Annotated in this window: 14 protein-coding genes; 2 read left to right on the top strand and 12 right to left on the bottom strand. The window is 66.3% G+C overall.

Going from position 1 to position 14404, the window contains the following annotated elements:
* Nucleotides 1-33 precede the first annotated feature (33 nt).
* Nucleotides 34-2091 carry an ATP-dependent DNA helicase gene (locus tag BACI349Y_RS12190; protein ID WP_159632322.1) on the bottom strand — a complete coding sequence of 686 codons (2058 nt, stop codon included), beginning with the start codon at nt 2089-2091 and terminating at the stop codon, nt 34-36.
* Complete coding sequence (gene hflX / locus BACI349Y_RS12195) at nt 2084-3661, bottom strand: GTPase HflX (protein ID WP_159632323.1); 1578 nt, start codon at nt 3659-3661, stop codon at nt 2084-2086. The genes BACI349Y_RS12190 and hflX overlap by 8 nt, the downstream gene beginning before the upstream one ends.
* 436 nt (nt 3662-4097) lie before the next feature.
* Between hflX and BACI349Y_RS12200 the strand changes: the two genes are divergently transcribed.
* The gene (locus tag BACI349Y_RS12200) at nt 4098-4721 is read left to right on the top strand and encodes a class I SAM-dependent methyltransferase (protein WP_159632324.1); all 624 of its coding nucleotides are present in this window, start codon (nt 4098-4100) and stop codon (nt 4719-4721) included.
* Here the strand turns inward: BACI349Y_RS12200 and dapF are convergent.
* The 6 genes from dapF to BACI349Y_RS12230 all read right to left on the bottom strand — a co-directional run bounded on the left by dapF (nt 4693) and on the right by BACI349Y_RS12230 (nt 10269).
* On the bottom strand, nt 4693-5637 hold the full coding sequence (dapF, locus tag BACI349Y_RS12205; protein WP_159632325.1) for a diaminopimelate epimerase: 945 nt from the start codon (nt 5635-5637) through the stop codon (nt 4693-4695). The two genes, BACI349Y_RS12200 and dapF, sit on opposite strands and share 29 nt — an antisense overlap.
* Before the next feature lie 44 nt (nt 5638-5681).
* Nucleotides 5682-6578 (bottom strand): tRNA (adenosine(37)-N6)-dimethylallyltransferase MiaA, encoded by an 897-nt coding sequence (miaA, locus tag BACI349Y_RS12210; RefSeq protein ID WP_159632326.1) that lies wholly within the window; start codon nt 6576-6578, stop codon nt 5682-5684.
* Between the two features lie 3 nt (nt 6579-6581).
* Entirely contained in the window at nt 6582-8138 is a 1557-nt protein-coding gene (gene miaB, locus BACI349Y_RS12215; protein ID WP_159632327.1) for a tRNA (N6-isopentenyl adenosine(37)-C2)-methylthiotransferase MiaB, read from the bottom strand.
* A 3-nt stretch (nt 8139-8141) separates the two neighbouring features.
* Entirely contained in the window at nt 8142-8642 is a 501-nt protein-coding gene (locus tag BACI349Y_RS12220) for a regulatory protein RecX (protein ID WP_201302517.1), read from the bottom strand.
* A 120-nt stretch (nt 8643-8762) separates the two neighbouring features.
* A complete protein-coding gene (gene recA / locus BACI349Y_RS12225; RefSeq protein ID WP_159635594.1) occupies nt 8763-9818 on the bottom strand; it encodes a recombinase RecA in 1056 nt (351 codons plus the stop codon).
* Between the two features lie 226 nt (nt 9819-10044).
* Nucleotides 10045-10269, bottom strand: a complete 225-nt coding sequence (locus BACI349Y_RS12230; RefSeq protein ID WP_141940786.1) for a DUF3046 domain-containing protein — start codon at nt 10267-10269, stop codon at nt 10045-10047.
* 41 nt (nt 10270-10310) lie between these two features.
* Here BACI349Y_RS12230 and BACI349Y_RS12235 point away from each other — a divergent pair, with 41 nt between their 5' ends.
* Nucleotides 10311-10853 (top strand): MarR family winged helix-turn-helix transcriptional regulator, encoded by a 543-nt coding sequence (locus tag BACI349Y_RS12235; protein ID WP_159632329.1) that lies wholly within the window; start codon nt 10311-10313, stop codon nt 10851-10853.
* A gap of 75 nt (nt 10854-10928) precedes the next feature.
* Here the strand turns inward: BACI349Y_RS12235 and BACI349Y_RS12240 are convergent, their stop codons facing one another.
* From BACI349Y_RS12240 to BACI349Y_RS20280, 4 genes are all read right to left on the bottom strand, one after another.
* Nucleotides 10929-11381, bottom strand: coding sequence for a helix-turn-helix domain-containing protein (locus BACI349Y_RS12240; protein ID WP_018771597.1), 453 nt, complete (start codon nt 11379-11381; stop codon nt 10929-10931).
* 168 nt (nt 11382-11549) lie between these two features.
* The gene (locus tag BACI349Y_RS12245; protein WP_159632330.1) at nt 11550-12029 is read right to left on the bottom strand and encodes a CinA family protein; all 480 of its coding nucleotides are present in this window, start codon (nt 12027-12029) and stop codon (nt 11550-11552) included.
* Nucleotides 12026-12670, bottom strand: a complete 645-nt coding sequence (gene pgsA, locus BACI349Y_RS12250; protein WP_159632331.1) for a CDP-diacylglycerol--glycerol-3-phosphate 3-phosphatidyltransferase — start codon at nt 12668-12670, stop codon at nt 12026-12028. The genes BACI349Y_RS12245 and pgsA overlap by 4 nt, the downstream gene beginning before the upstream one ends.
* A gap of 17 nt (nt 12671-12687) precedes the next feature.
* On the bottom strand, nt 12688-14404 hold a 1717-nt coding region (locus tag BACI349Y_RS20280; RefSeq protein ID WP_236560813.1), incomplete at its 5' end, for a DNA translocase FtsK.

Here is a 14404-nt window from a genome sequence, read left to right on the forward strand (position 1 = left end):
GCGGCATCCGCGCAGGCGTTGTCCGGCGGTTTCTCAGGAAGCGTCGGCACCAAGCCGGGTGAGCGCAGCCAGCGCCTTGGCGCGATCGGTGGTGGCCCAGAACGGGGGCAGCGCCCCGCGCAGGAATCCCGCATAGCGTTCGGTGGCCAGCCGTGAGTCCAGGACAGCCACCACCCCTTTGTCCCCGGTAGACCTGATCAGGCGGCCGGCGCCCTGCGCAAGCCGGATGGCCGCGTGGGTGGCAGAAACGGACATGAAGCCGTTTCCCCCTGCCTGCGCCACGGCACGCGAACGCGCCGTCATCAGGGGATCGTCCGGCCGCGGGAAGGGGATGCGGTCTATCACCACCAGCCGGCAGGATCCTCCGGGAACGTCGACGCCCTGCCACAGGGACATGGTTCCGAAGAGGCAGGTGTCCGGTTCGTCGGCGAATTGCTTCACCAGGGCGGTCATGGTCGACTCGCCCTGGCAGAGAACAGTCATATTGAGCTTGGGCCGGAGGGCATCGGCGGCCTCTTCGGCGGCCCGACGCGAGGAGAACAGGCACAGGGCGCCCCCACCGGATGCCTTGATGAGTGCTTCGAGTTCTGACAGCGCTTCCGGTGACACGCCGCGGCCGGGCTTGGGCAGGTGGCCGGCGACGTAGAGGATGCCCTGTTTGGGATAGTCGAAGGGCGAGCCAACATCCACGCCCGTCCAGCTGGGGGCTCCGTCGCCTACCAGGCCCAGTCCCCCGGCCGCCGGTTCAAAGGCGGAGCCAATGGCCAGGGTGGCAGAGGTCAGCACGACGGTATGGTCCGCAAAAAGCCCCTCCCGCAGCCTGCCGGCGACGGACAGCGGGGCTATGTTAATCAGCACCGGTGCACTGTCATCGGGCGCTGAGTATCCCTGGCCGGGGTCGAAGGTGCTGGCGCGGGAAAACCACACCACTTCGCGGTTCTCGCGTGCAGCAATGAGCCTTTCGCAGAGTTCCAGGATGAGCATCAGCCGGGAACGCGCCAGCTGCCGCCCGCCGTCGGCTGTGGTGTTGCTGTCCCCTTTGGAATCGGACAACGCGGCCCGGCACGCTTCACGCAATTGGTCCACGCAGTCGAGCTGTTCATCATTCAGCCCGTTGGGAAGCAGACCGTTCGGCGCGCCGGCAAGAGCCAGCTCCAGGTTTGCAGCTGCGGCGTTCAGGGCATCAACGGTGATGGCGGTATGTTTCCGGGCACCCGAAGCGGCAGCGTGGACCATGGCCACGGACAACTGTCCGGACACGGCGCCAGTGACCCGGTCCTGCAGTTCGTGCGCTTCGTCCACCACCACGACGTCGTATTCGGGCAGGACCGCGAGTCCCTCGAACGCGCTGACGGCCAGCATGGCGTGGTTGGTCACCACCACATCGGCGTCGGCTGCGTCCTGGCGGGCGAGTTCGCTGAAGCATTCGGCGGCCATTGGGCATTTCTGTGCCCCCAGGCATTCCATCGAGGTCACGGAAACCTGGCGCCAGGCACGGTCGGTCACACCCGGCAGGAGCTCGTCCCTGTCGCCGGTGGCTGTCTTTTCAGCCCATTCGCGGAGCCGCACCACTTCCTTGCCAAGCTGCGACGATGGTCCGCCCACGGAAGCAGCGAAATGTGGAACGCTGGTGTCCTCTCCCAGGGAGAAGAGCTGACCTTCCGAGGGTTCCTCTGACGGGAACCCGCCTTCAAGCTTATGGCGGCAAACGTAGTTGGACCGCCCCTTGACCAGGGCAACCTTGACCGGCCGGTCCAGTGCCGGCGTGATGTTCTTCAGGAGCCGGGGCAGGTCCCTGCCCACAATCTGGGTCTGCAATGCCAGCGTGGCCGTGGACACCAGGGCCGGCTTGTTGCTTTCCAGGGCATGGGCGATAAGCGGCACCAGGTAGGCGAGCGATTTGCCGGTGCCGGTGCCTGCCTGGACCAACAAGTGGTTGCCCGTTTCGATGGCCCGGGCCACCTGGCGGGCCATTTCGTGTTGTCCGCTGCGGCTTTGTCCGCCCATGCCGGCGACGGCGCGGTCGAGCAGTTCAATAACGAACTGCTCGCCCGCCGTCTGCGCAGCTTCGCCGGCCGCGGGGTCAGTCATTGACGACGAATGGTTCCAGTTCAGACGCGAGGCCCTCCCGGACCATCACGGCAGCCCTGGTGCCTGCCTCAACGTGGTCCAGGCTGAGGATTTCGGCGTCGGACTCGTGGAGCTTGCTGAGCAGGTCCCCGCGGTCGTACGGAATGAGCAGCTCCATCTTGACCGATGGCCGGGGAATGGACTCACTGATGGCCTTTAGGAGTTCCGGAATGCCCTCCCCCGTCCGGGCGGAGACCACCACGTGCCGCGGCTCGCGCTGCTTCAGCCGTTCCACCACGAAGGGGTCGGCCGCATCGGCCTTGTTCAGGACGATGATTTCCGGCACCTTGCGGGCATCGACTTCGCTGAAGACCTTCCGGACCGCTGCGATCTGCCCTTCGGGGTCAGGGTGCGAAACGTCCACCACGTGCAGGATCAGGTCCGAGTCGGCGACCTCTTCCAGGGTGGAACGAAAGGCTTCCACCAACTGGGTGGGCAGCGAACGGACGAATCCGACGGTGTCGGCCAGGGTGTACCCCAGGCCGTCAGCGGTTTCGGCCTTGCGGACGGTGGGATCCAGCGTGGCGAACAGCGCGTTCTCCACGAGGACACCTGCGTCCGTGAGCCTGTTCAGCAGCGAGGACTTGCCGGCGTTGGTGTACCCGGCGATTGCCACGGAGGGCACTTCGTTACGACGGCGGTTGGCCCGTTTGGTCTCGCGGGCCGGCTTCATGGCGGCAATTTCGCGCCGCAGCTTTGCCATGCGGGTACGGATCCGGCGCCGGTCCAGTTCGATCTTGGTCTCACCGGGACCACGCGAGCCCATGCCGGCAGCAGCGCCGCCCACCTGGCCACCGGCCTGGCGGGACATCGACTCGCCCCAGCCGCGCAGGCGGGGAAGGAGGTATTCCAGCTGTGCCAGTTCCACCTGGGCCTTGCCTTCACGGCTCTTGGCATGCTGCGCGAAGATGTCCAGGATCAGGGCCGTGCGGTCGATGACCTTGACCTTGACGATGTCCTCAAGGCCGCGGCGCTGGGAAGGTGCCAGTTCGGCGTCCACCACCACGGTGTCCGCGCCGGTGGCCATGACGATGTCCTTCAGCTCCTGGGCCTTGCCGGAACCCAGGAACGTCCCGGGGTCCGGTTTGTCGCGGCGCTGCACCAACCCGTCGAGGACCTCCGAACCGGCGGTCTCGGCGAGGGCGGCGAGCTCACGCAACGAGTTTTCGGCGTCGGCAAGCGTTCCTTCGGACCAGAGCCCGGCGAGGACGACGCGTTCCAGGCGCAGCTGCCGGTATTCGACCTCGGTGACGTCTTCGAGTTCGGTGGACAGGCCTGCCCGCCGGCGCAGCGCGCGCCGTTCCTCGAGGTCCTGCTGGTCGCCGTCGTACGTTGAGTGTTCTTCGTCAAGGCGGGAAATGGCCTGCGCCTTGCCGAGCACCGCTTTTCCACCGCCGCCTTCACCACCGGGCGTGCTGACGTTTCTGGCCGGTACGTCCTTGGCGAGGATCCGGTCGATGACAGCCTGGATCTCCTGCGGACTCATGTCCTGGGCGGCTGGATCGGAACCGGTATTGGGCTGGCTGGTCATGGTCTCCTTTGAAGATTCGGCAGTTCCAGAATAGTGCTGATTGGGTGGAAGTTGGAAAGTATTCGCGCTGGGCTGACGGCCTGCGGTCATGCAGTTCTCCTGGTTGTTTCGCCGCCGGCTGCAATGCCGGGGCTCGAATGCCGCGTCACGACGGCGGCAGGGCTGGAAGAGGCCGGAGAATGGCAGGAAGTGCAGCAACGGGCTGACTTTCGAGTATTGTCCGGCGTCCGGCTCAGACGGAACGGTCTGGCCGGTGCGCAAAGCGGAAGGCATGGAAACCTGCGTCGCTGCGGGACCGACTGTCGCTGGAGGACAGGCTGCGGACGGGCATTGCCCGTACCGGCTACTCGAAGATCAGGAACATGCCTTCCAGCGTAGCAGAGGGCCTTCTCGCCGGTTTCCCATTACGCTGCAGGGGGAACTACTCTGGCCAGTTATGGAGTCCGCACACTATTTCAGCACTTCCCCTGCCGGCCCCTTTACCCGGAAGCCTTTGACGGTGGAACTGGCCGGTGAGACGCGACGGCTCCAGACCTCCACGGGCATCTTCAGCCCCGACGGAATCGACAAGGGCACCGCGGTGCTCCTCGCCGAAGTTCCGGCCCCGAATCCCGAGGGCAATCTCCTGGATATCGGGTGCGGCTGGGGTCCGGTGGCGCTCACTATGGCGCTGCTGGCCCCCGAATCAAAGGTCTACGCCGTGGATGTCAACGAACGCTGCATCACCCTGACCAACGAGAACGCCGCCGCGCTGGGACTGTCCAATGTCGTCGCCAGCACGCCCCAGGCCGTGGATCCCGGCATCCGCTTCGACACAATCTGGTCCAACCCTCCCATCAGGATCGGCAAGGACGAACTGCATGCCCTGCTCAAGCTGTGGCTGCCGCGCCTGGCGGAGGGCGGCACCGCGTGGCTGGTGGTGCAGAAGAACCTTGGCTCTGATTCCCTTCAGCGCTGGCTGGCCGCCGAACTGGACAGTTCCTTCACCGTGACCCGCGAATCGACGTCCAAGTCCTTCCGGATCCTGAAGGTCAGGAAAGCGTCCCACTCGCCACAATGACGGCGGGACCGCTGAGCTCCACATGCTCGTGGCCACCGGGGCCGGCGAAGAACTTCACGCCCACCACTCCTCCCGGAACGTGGACCTGCCAGGCGTCGGGGGCTTCCGCTCCGGCCCAGTGCCTGGTGGCGACGGCGGCAGCACAGGCGCCCGTCCCGCAGGACTGGGTCTCCCCCACGCCGCGCTCGTGCACCCGCATGGTTACGGAGCCGACGCCGTCATGGACCAGCGGTTCTGCCGGCACCACGAATTCCACGTTGGTCCCGTTCGCGGGTACCGGGTCGACCTTCGGAGCGGTGAACAGCCGGGTGCCCGCGAGCTCCGCAAGTTCAGCGAGGGCCACCACCGTATGCGGGTTGCCCATGCTCACGGAGAGTGCCGGCCGGGGAACCTCCAGCCCGTCGGCGGTGACAAGGGAATCCATGGCCTTGGCGCTGGCTTCCCCGGGGAAAATGAACTCCCAGGGTCCCATGTCCACCGCGTAGCCGTCTCCGGTCCGGACCACGGTCTTGACGCCGCCCCGCGTGCCGATGGTGAGCGATCCGCCGTCGGGCAGGTCGATCAGGCCCTCGGTCCGCAGGAAGTGGACGAAGACCCTGACCCCGTTGCCGCACATCTCGGACAGGGAGCCGTCGGCGTTGCGGTAATCCATGAACCACTCCGCGTCCGGGGTGCCGGCGAGCAGTTCGCGGCCCTCCGGCAGGAAGCGGGACGGGACGGCCCTGATCAGGCCGTCGGCCCCGATGCCACGGTGCCGGTCGCACAGGGCGGCGGCCTGGTCGGCACCGATCACGTGCGTCCCCTCGGGGTCCGCCACCAGGACGAAGTCGTTGCCGGTGCCGTGCCCCTTGGAAAAGCGGAGCCCGCTCAGTGTGCGCAGGGCGGGCCCGGTGGTTTCTGCGGGGGTAGCATTCATGATCCCAAGCGTAGCGGCGGATGCTGCCGGTCCTGAAACCGCAGCTACCGGCACAACTCCGCTGCCTTGCCAATGAGCTCCGGAGCCTGCCAGTCCAGCCACGTGATGCGGGGATCGGCGCGGAACCAGGTCAACTGGCGCCGGGCAAACTGGCGGGTGGCCACGATGGTTTCCTCCGCGGCAGCCTCAACGGTGGAGGCGCCATCGAGGACCCGCAGGAACTGTGCATAGCCCAGGGCACGGGACGCGGTCTTGCCGCGGCGCAGGCCTTTGGCATCGAGCATCCGGACCTCCCCCAGCAGGCCGGAGTCCACCATCCGGTGCACGCGGGCTGCCAGCCGGTCCCGCAAAACCTCGCGGTCCACGCCGAGGCCCACCTGGACGGCGGGCTGGTGGTACTCCCTCCGCGGCATGTAGGAGCTGAACGGGCGCCCGGTGAGTTCGTGGACCTCCAGCGCGCGGATGATGCGCCGTGCATCGGAGACCCGGTCAGCGGAGGTGGGATCCACCCTCCGGAGCCTGGCCAGGAGTTCACCTGTGCCGACTTCCGCGTGCTCCGCTTCAAGCCGGGCACGCAGCGCAGGGTCGGTCCCCGGGAATTCCAGGACGTCCAGGGCGGCCCGGACGTACAGCCCGGAGCCCCCTGCCAGGATGGCGCGCTTGCCGCGCCCATGGATGTCGTCGATGGTTTCGCGCGCCTGGGCCTGGAAGTCGGAAACACTGGCTTCCTGGGTCACGTCCAGGATGTCGAGGAGGTGGTGCGGCACTCCCCTGCGCTCGGCCACCGTGATTTTGGCGGTGCCGATGTCCATGCCGCGGTAGAACTGCATGGCATCGGCGTTAATGACCTCGCCGTCCAGTTCGAGGGCAAGGTTGACGGCAAGGTCGGACTTTCCGGAGCCGGTGGGACCGACGACGGCGATGACGGGCGGGGCAGCCACCTGTCAGCGGGTGCGCAGCGGCAGTGAGGGCATGCCGAGGGAGACGCCCTTACGTGCCTCTCCGGAAGCGGGGACCGGCGCGCCGCAGGAGTCGGCCTGGGATCTGTCCCACGCGTCCCCTGCCCGTGAACGGCGAAGGGTGTAGTCCTCAGGCGTGGGGTCGGAGACCAGGTGGAAAGCCGCGGCCTCGGTAATGGTGACGGTGACGAGGTCCCCCGGCCTCGGGGCAGGTGCACCCTCCGGGACCGAGAAATGGACGAGGCGCTGGTCCTGCGACCGGCCGGACAGCCGGTGGGTTTCCTCAGACTTCCGCCCGGACTGTGCGGTCACCATGACTTCGAGCCGGCGGCCAAGCTGCTTCCGGTTTTCCTCCGCGGCGATGCGGTCCTGCAGCGCGGTGAGGCGTTCGAAGCGTTCCTGGACCACGGCCTTGGGGAGCTGGTCGGGCAGGTCAGCCGCGGGCGTGCCGGGACGCTTTGAATACTGGAACGTGAAGGCGGTGGCGAAGCGGGACTTTTCCACCACGTCCAGGGTCGCCTGGAAGTCCTCCTCCGTTTCACCCGGGAAGCCCACGATGATGTCGGTGGAAATGGCGGCGTGCGGGATTCTTTCGCGGACCTTGTCCAGGATGCCCAGGAACTTGGTGGACCGGTAGGAACGCTTCATAGCCCGGAGGATGCTGTCCGACCCGGACTGGAGCGGCATGTGCAGCTGCGGCATCACGTTCGGCGTCTCTGCCATGGCGTCAATGACGTCATCCGTGAAGGCGGCGGGGTGCGGGCTGGTGAACCGGACGCGTTCGAGCCCCTCGATCTCTCCGCAGGCACGCAGGAGCTTGGAGAATGCCTGCCGGTCCCCGAATTCCACCCCGTAGGAGTTGACGTTCTGGCCGAGCAGGGTGACTTCAATGGCGCCATCGTCCACGAGTGCCTGGATCTCGGCGAGGATCTCTCCGGGCCGGCGGTCCTTTTCCTTGCCGCGGAGGGCGGGCACGATGCAGAAGGTGCAGGTGTTGTTGCAGCCCACGGAGATGGACACCCAGCCGGAGTAGACAGAGTCACGTTTGGTGGGCAACGTTGACGGGAAGACGTCCAGGGATTCCAGGATCTCCAGCTGCGCTTCGTTGTTGTGCCGCGCCCGGTCCAGGAGGGCGGGAAGGGCACCGACGTTGTGGGTGCCGAAGACTGCGTCCACCCACGGCGCCTTCTTGAGGATCGTCTCGCGGTCCTTTTGCGCCAGGCAACCGCCCACGGCGATCTGCATCCCGGGGTTGGCAGCCTTCACGGGCGCCAGGATGCCCAGGTTGCCGTAGAGCTTGTTGTCCGCGTTTTCCCGGACCGCACAAGTGTTGAACACCACCACGTCGGCGTGCTCGCCCTCCGCCGGGACGTAGCCCGCGGCCTCGAGCAGGCCGGACATCCGTTCCGAGTCGTGGACGTTCATCTGGCAGCCGAAGGTGCGCACCTGGTAGGTGCGGGGCAGGGCTCCGGTTTGCGGGACCGTCCCTGCGTCGACGGAAGGGGTGGCGCCGGATTGGGGGGAAGGAATGGTCAAACTCACCCGTTAAGGGTACCGGCTTTGGAGGCCCCCGCTGTCGGGGTCCTGCTGGGAATCGAGGACATCGTTGACGATCCGGAACGCCTGCGAGGGCTGGTAACCCTTTCTTGCCAGCATGGACGCCACGCGCCGCACTGCTTTGTCCCGTTCCCCGGGACCGGACAGGTCTGTCCCGGGCCGGAGCTTGCGCTCAACCAGGGCGCGCGCAGCGGCCTCCTCGTCGGCGTCAGTCAGTTGTTCCAGGGCTGAAGCCGCTGTCTCCTGGTCGATGCCTTTCTCAGCGAGCTCACGCCTCAGCGCGCCCTTGGCAAGCTTGCGGGACTGGGCGCGGCTCCTGACCCACATGTCAGCGAATTCTGCATCGTTAATCAGCCGGACTTCCTGGAACTTGTCCAGAACGGCCTCGGCGACGTGCTCCGGGATGTTCCGTTCGGCCAGTTTCCGGGCAAGCTGCAGCCTGCTCTTAGGCGCCGCCGTCAGCTGCCGGTACACGATTGCCTGCGCCACCGTAAACGGGTCCGGTTCGGCGTCCGCGGCCTGCGGGTCGTCAGGGACTGCATACCCGTCCGGCACCCCTGTTGAGGGGGTGCCGGTACGGGGCCGCCGTGTTCGTGGTCCGGTCAAGGGCTAGAACCCGTCGACAGCTTTCAGCTTTGGTGAGTCCTTGGACTCATCCTCCGCAGGCTTGACCCCGACACCGAGCTTCTCCTTGATGAGGCGCTCCAGCTCGGCGGCCAGCTCAGGGTTGTCGCGGAGGAACCGGCGCGAGTTCTCCATGCCCTGGCCCAGCTGGTCACCGTCGTAGGTGAACCAGGAGCCCGACTTCTTGATGATGCCGTGCTCAACGCCCATGTCGATGATGCCGCCCTCACGGGAGATGCCCTGGCCGTAGATGATGTCGAACTCGGCGACCTTGAAAGGCGGAGCCATCTTGTTCTTGACGATCTTGGCCTTGGTCCGGTTACCGACGGAATCGGCACCCTCCTTGAGGGTCTGGATCCGGCGGACGTCGATGCGGACCGACGCGTAGAACTTCAGCGCCTTACCACCGGTGGTGGTTTCCGGGGAACCGAAGAACACGCCGATCTTTTCACGGAGCTGGTTGATGAAGATGGCGGTGGTCTTGGTCTGGCTCAGGCGGCCGGTGATCTTACGCAGTGCCTGGCTCATGAGCCGGGCCTGGAGGCCGACGTGGCTGTCACCCATGTCGCCTTCGATTTCAGCGCGCGGCACCAGGGCGGCCACGGAGTCGATGACGATGACGTCCAGGGAGCCGGAGCCGACCAGCATGTCCATGATCTCCAGGGCCTGCTCGCCGGTATCCGGCTGCGAGACCAGGAGGGCATCCGTGTCCACGCCGAGCTTGGCGGCGTAGTCAGGGTCCAGGGCGTGCTCGGCGTCGATGAACGCTGCGATCCCGCCCGCGCGCTGTGCGTTCGCCACGGCGTGCAGGGCCACGGTGGTTTTACCCGACGATTCAGGACCGTAGATTTCAATGACGCGGCCGCGCGGGAGCCCGCCAATGCCAAGGGCGACGTCCAGGGCGATGGAGCCGGTGGGGATGACTTCGATCGGAGCGCGGACTTCGTCGCCCAGGCGCATGACCGAGCCCTTGCCGAACTGCTTGTCAATCTGGGCAAGCGCTGCTTCCAGCGCTTTTGCACGATCCGGGGCTGCCGCCATGGTTGACACCTCTAATGCTTTCTCGATGGTGGCCTTCGCGGCCGTTGTATTGGTCATCTCTGACGCTAAGGGGACCCACTGACATTCCGGCCGGAGGACAACGGCTATGTGGATAAACCCGATGGAAAAAGCATAGCGTTATCCGAACAGGTATTCGAAGAGTGGAGTTCCTGCGGCGTGTCAGGCGGCGGGATCCTTGGCGCCCGCATCGAGGCGGGCGCCGCCGTCAATCGCGGCGCGGGGCGATGTCTCGCCCGAGCCGCCGTTCCGCCGGGACGTCCTGGACGTCGCAGACAGCAAGCCATACCTTCCGCGGCTCAACGCCCGCGGCCAGGGCCTGGTCAGCGGTGCGTCCGCCTACGCCGGCAAGGACCAGGGTACTGCTCAGCACGCGGGAGTACCCCGCACCGAACTCGTCATCCATGAGACGCCAGTACTCGCTGATTCGCATCGGTAAATCCTCTCATGATTGCGGACCCTAGAATTGTTGCCATGAGCAACTCCCCGGATCTCCCGCCGCGGCAGGACACAGGCAACGATGCCGCCGACGCCGCGCTTCAGAATGTCGAACACCAAATCAGCCTCTTTTGGCGGCGGGCCCGGGCCATCTCCAACCAGCTCTCGCGCGAGGTTCACCCGGACATGGAGCCTGCCGCGTATGGGCTCCTGACGGTCATCCGCCGGGAAGGACCCATCCGGCTCACCGACCTTGCCATGAACATCGGCGTGGGCAAGCCGTCGGTCAGCCGGCAGATCGCCTTCCTGGAAAGCCTGGGCCTGGTGTCCAAGGAGGCGGACCCCCTGGACCGGCGGGCGCAGTCCATCCGGCTGACGCCGAAGGGCGAAGAGAAGATGCACCAGGTCCAGGACGCCCGGCGCCAGGTCTTCCAGGAGCGGCTGCGCGAGTGGCCGGTGGAGGACCTGCAGGAGCTGGCCCGCTGCATGGCCAAGCTGAACTCCACCTATGAGCGTGACGGGTTCGCCAGGGAAGCGGCGGACCCGTCCACCGCGCAGGAAGACGCATCCGACAACTAGGCGGCAGCAGGAAGCCCCCGGCACGGCCGGGGGCTTCCTGCTGTTTCCTCGTCCCACCCTGGGGTGGGGCTGCTTTTACCGGGCGCCGGAGAGGAGGCCCGTGGAGAGTTCGTCGTTCAGTTCAGTGTTGAGGTCGCGTTCCAGGTCACGGCCGTAACGCTGGGAGAATTCCTGCGGAACGGTGTCCGGAACTGCGACGCCTTCGGCTACTGCCACGCGGTCGCTGACCTCACGGAGCATGCTTGACAACGGAACATCCAGTGCCGAGCAGATCGAGGACAGAAGCTCTGATGATGCTTCCTTCTGGCCGCGCTCCACTTCGCTGAGGTATCCCAGGGAGACACGGGCGCTGTGCGAAACTTCACGGAGCGTGCGCCCCTGACGCTGGCGGACATCGCGCAGGACATCACCGATTTCGTGACGAAGTACTACCATCTTGCGCTCCTTCTGTTCGCTCTTAGCCTGTTCGGCGAGGCCCACATCCTTCCAGCGGACAACGCCGTTTACGGATACGGGCTGCTTTACCATCTGTATCGCCTTGCTCCCTCATTGGTCAGGTCCGCCGCCGGCGAACCCGTCTTGGTCATTTCATCCTAGGCGCCTCCGCTCTCCGGAAGCGACACAATGTAATAACTAATCGGTACCGGCTTTTGTTCCCGGCAACTTTACGCCCGGTAACTTCGCAGGCGGCGAAGGTCAGCCGGACAGGGCCTCAAGCAGTCTTTCCAGCGCGGCGCCGCACGCAGCGGCCCGGATGTCCGGCCTGCTGCCGGTAAAGGTGTATTCGAAACCGGCGGTGCCGGCAGCCGTGGCAATTCCAATGTAAACCCGGCCTACGGGCTTGCCGTCATGGGCCTCGGGACCGGCGACGCCGGTGGTGGAAAGCCCGACGTCGGCACCCAGGACAGTGCGCGCCCCGGCCGCCATGGCACGGGCGACGTCGGGGTCGACGGAGCCGGCACGGGCCAGCAGGTCGGAAGGGACGTGCAGCACCGCGTCCTTCACGGAGTTCTGGTAGGCCACGACGCCGCCCTGGAGCATGCCGGAGGCTCCGGGCGTGTCGGCGAGGACCGCGGACACCATTCCGGCCGTCAAAGATTCCGCGGTGGCAACGGTCCGTCCTGACTCGAGCGCCTGCCTGACGGCCTGGGCGGCCAGCTGGTGGAGGTTGCTCATGCCTGTTCCTGCCCTTCCGCGGTCCCTGCCTGGCGCTTGCCCTTCGCACGGAGGCGCATGGCTTCAATCACGTATTCAACGCCGGTCCACAGCGTGATTGCCACGGCGGCCATCATGACGGCAAACGCTACCCAGGACATCCACGGCGCGAACGCCCCGAACGGCAGCAGGTACAGGAAGATCGCCGCGGTCTGCACGACGGTCTTGAGCTTGCCGCCGCGGGAAGCGGGGATGACGCCGTAGCGGATCACGAAGAAACGCAGCGCAGTGATGCCCCATTCCCGGACCAGGATCACCAGGGTTGCCCACCAGGGCAGTTCGCCCAGCAGGGACAGCATCACCAGGGCGGAGCCGATGAGGAGCTTGTCGGCGATGGGATCGGCGATCTTGCCGAAGTCCGTAACGAGGTTCCGGCTCCTGGCGATATCGCCGTCGAGCTTGTCGGTGTAGATGGCGACGGCGAACGCCGCCACCGCCGCCCAGCGCCACGGTCCGGAGGTACTGTGCAGCCCCGGCGCATCCGCGACGAGGAACCACACGAAGAACGGGACCAGCACAATGCGGATCATGGTCAGGACATTGGGAAGGTTCCAGACCCCGGCTCGGCCTTGGCCGGCGGCGGTGGCATCGGTGCTAGTCACGTTCCTAGGCTACCGGCCTAGCGTCCCGTGAGGGACCACGCGTCTTCGGAGCCGTCGTCGTCATCGCCGTAGCCGCCCGGGGCCGAATCCGAGCCGTCGTAGTATTCGACGTTCTGCTTCCTCTGGTCCAGGTCCGCAGCCACCAGGTCTTCGGCGTAGCCGCCCTGGGCGATGTTGGCGTTGGCATTGTCACTGAGTGCGGCGGTCTGCGAGTCAGGCGCCGCAGGGGCTTCCTGGCCCTTCATCGCGGCGAGGACGGCGGCGAGGTCGTCCGGCTTCACCAGGACGTCACGCGCCTTGGAACCCTCCGAGGGGCCCACCACTCCCCTGGATTCGAGGAGGTCCATGAGCCGGCCGGCCTTGGCGAACCCGACCCGGAGCTTGCGCTGCAGCATGGAGGTGGAGCCGAATTGGGTGGTGACCACCAGTTCGGTGGCCTGCAGCAGCACCTCGAGGTCGTCCCCGATGTCGTCGTCGATCTGCTTCTTTTCCGCTTCAGGGGCGACGTCGTCACGGTAGACAGCCTGCAGCTGTCCCTTGACGTGCTCCACCACTTTGTGGATCTCCGACTCCGTGACCCAGGCGCCCTGGACACGCATCGCCTTGGAGGCGCCCATGGGCAGGAAGAGCGCGTCACCCTGGCCGATGAGCTTCTCGGCGCCCGGCTGGTCCAGGACCACCCGGGAGTCCGTGACGGAGGACGTGGCGAAGGCCATGCGCGAGGGCACGTTGGCTTTGATGAGGCCCGTGACCACGTCGACGGAGGGCCGCTGGGTGGCCAGGACCAGGTGGATGCCGGCGGCACGGGCCAGCTGGGTGATGCGGACGATGGAGTCTTCGACGTCGCGGGGGGCCACCATCATGAGGTCGGCGAGTTCGTCCACGATCACCAGCAGGTACGGGTAGGGCCGGATGACGCGTTTGGAGTCGACCGGCGGCTGGACCTTGCCGGCGCGCACGGCCTTGTTGAAGTCGTCGATGTGCTTGAAGCCGTAGTTGGCGAGGTCGTCGTAGCGGGCGTCCATTTCCCGTACCACCCACTGCAGCGCTTCGGCCGCCTTCTTGGGGTTGGTGATGATGGGAGTGATCAGGTGCGGAACGCCCTCGTAGGCGGTCAGTTCCACACGCTTGGGGTCCACCATGACCATGCGGACCTCGTCCGGGGTGGCACGCATCAGGATGGACGTGATCATTGAGTTCACGAAGGACGACTTACCGGCACCGGTGGCACCAGCCACCAGGAGGTGCGGCATCTTGGCCAGGTTGGCCACCACGTAGCCACCCTCCACGTCCTTGCCCACGCCCATGACCATCGGGTGATCCGTGCGGCGGGCGTTCTGGCTGCGGAGGACATCGCCCAGGGAGACGGTTTCGCGGTCCGTGTTGGGGATCTCGATGCCGATGGCCGACTTGCCCGGGATGGGGCTGAGGATGCGGACATCGCTGGAGGCGACGGCGTAGGAGATGTTCTTGGACAGGGCGGTGACACGCTCCACCTTGGTGCCCGGTGAGAGTTCGATCTCGTACCGGGTGACGGTGGGGCCGCGGCTGAAGCCGGTGACGGTGGCGTCAACGTTGAACTGCTGCAGGGTATCGGTCAGGGCGGCGACGACGGCGTCGTTCGCTTCCGTGCGCTCCTTGGGGATGGATCCGGGGGTCAGGAAGTCCGAGGCCGGGAGGGTGTACGTGACGTCGCCGGCGAGTGAAAGCTGCTCGGTCCGCTGCGGGATGGGG

Source organism: Arthrobacter sp. 8AJ (assembly GCF_902506025.1).
GTDB lineage: Bacteria > Actinomycetota > Actinomycetes > Actinomycetales > Micrococcaceae > Arthrobacter.

What these genes read in the sequence shown, in the direction of transcription:
- BACI349Y_RS12190 (WP_159632322.1), bottom strand. Translation starts at nt 2,091, where the DNA reads ATGACTGACCCCGCGGCCGGCGAAGCTGCGCAGACGGCGGGCGAGCAG.
- hflX (WP_159632323.1), bottom strand. Translation starts at nt 3,661, where the DNA reads ATGACCAGCCAGCCCAATACCGGTTCCGATCCAGCCGCCCAGGACATG.
- BACI349Y_RS12200 (WP_159632324.1), top strand. Translation starts at nt 4,098, where the DNA reads ATGGAGTCCGCACACTATTTCAGCACTTCCCCTGCCGGCCCCTTTACC.
- dapF (WP_159632325.1), bottom strand. Translation starts at nt 5,637, where the DNA reads ATGAATGCTACCCCCGCAGAAACCACCGGGCCCGCCCTGCGCACACTG.
- recA (WP_159635594.1), bottom strand. Translation starts at nt 9,818, where the DNA reads ATGGCGGCAGCCCCGGATCGTGCAAAAGCGCTGGAAGCAGCGCTTGCC.
- BACI349Y_RS12230 (WP_141940786.1), bottom strand. Translation starts at nt 10,269, where the DNA reads ATGCGAATCAGCGAGTACTGGCGTCTCATGGATGACGAGTTCGGTGCG.
- BACI349Y_RS12235 (WP_159632329.1), top strand. Translation starts at nt 10,311, where the DNA reads ATGAGCAACTCCCCGGATCTCCCGCCGCGGCAGGACACAGGCAACGAT.
- BACI349Y_RS12240 (WP_018771597.1), bottom strand. Translation starts at nt 11,381, where the DNA reads ATGGTAAAGCAGCCCGTATCCGTAAACGGCGTTGTCCGCTGGAAGGAT.
- BACI349Y_RS12245 (WP_159632330.1), bottom strand. Translation starts at nt 12,029, where the DNA reads ATGAGCAACCTCCACCAGCTGGCCGCCCAGGCCGTCAGGCAGGCGCTC.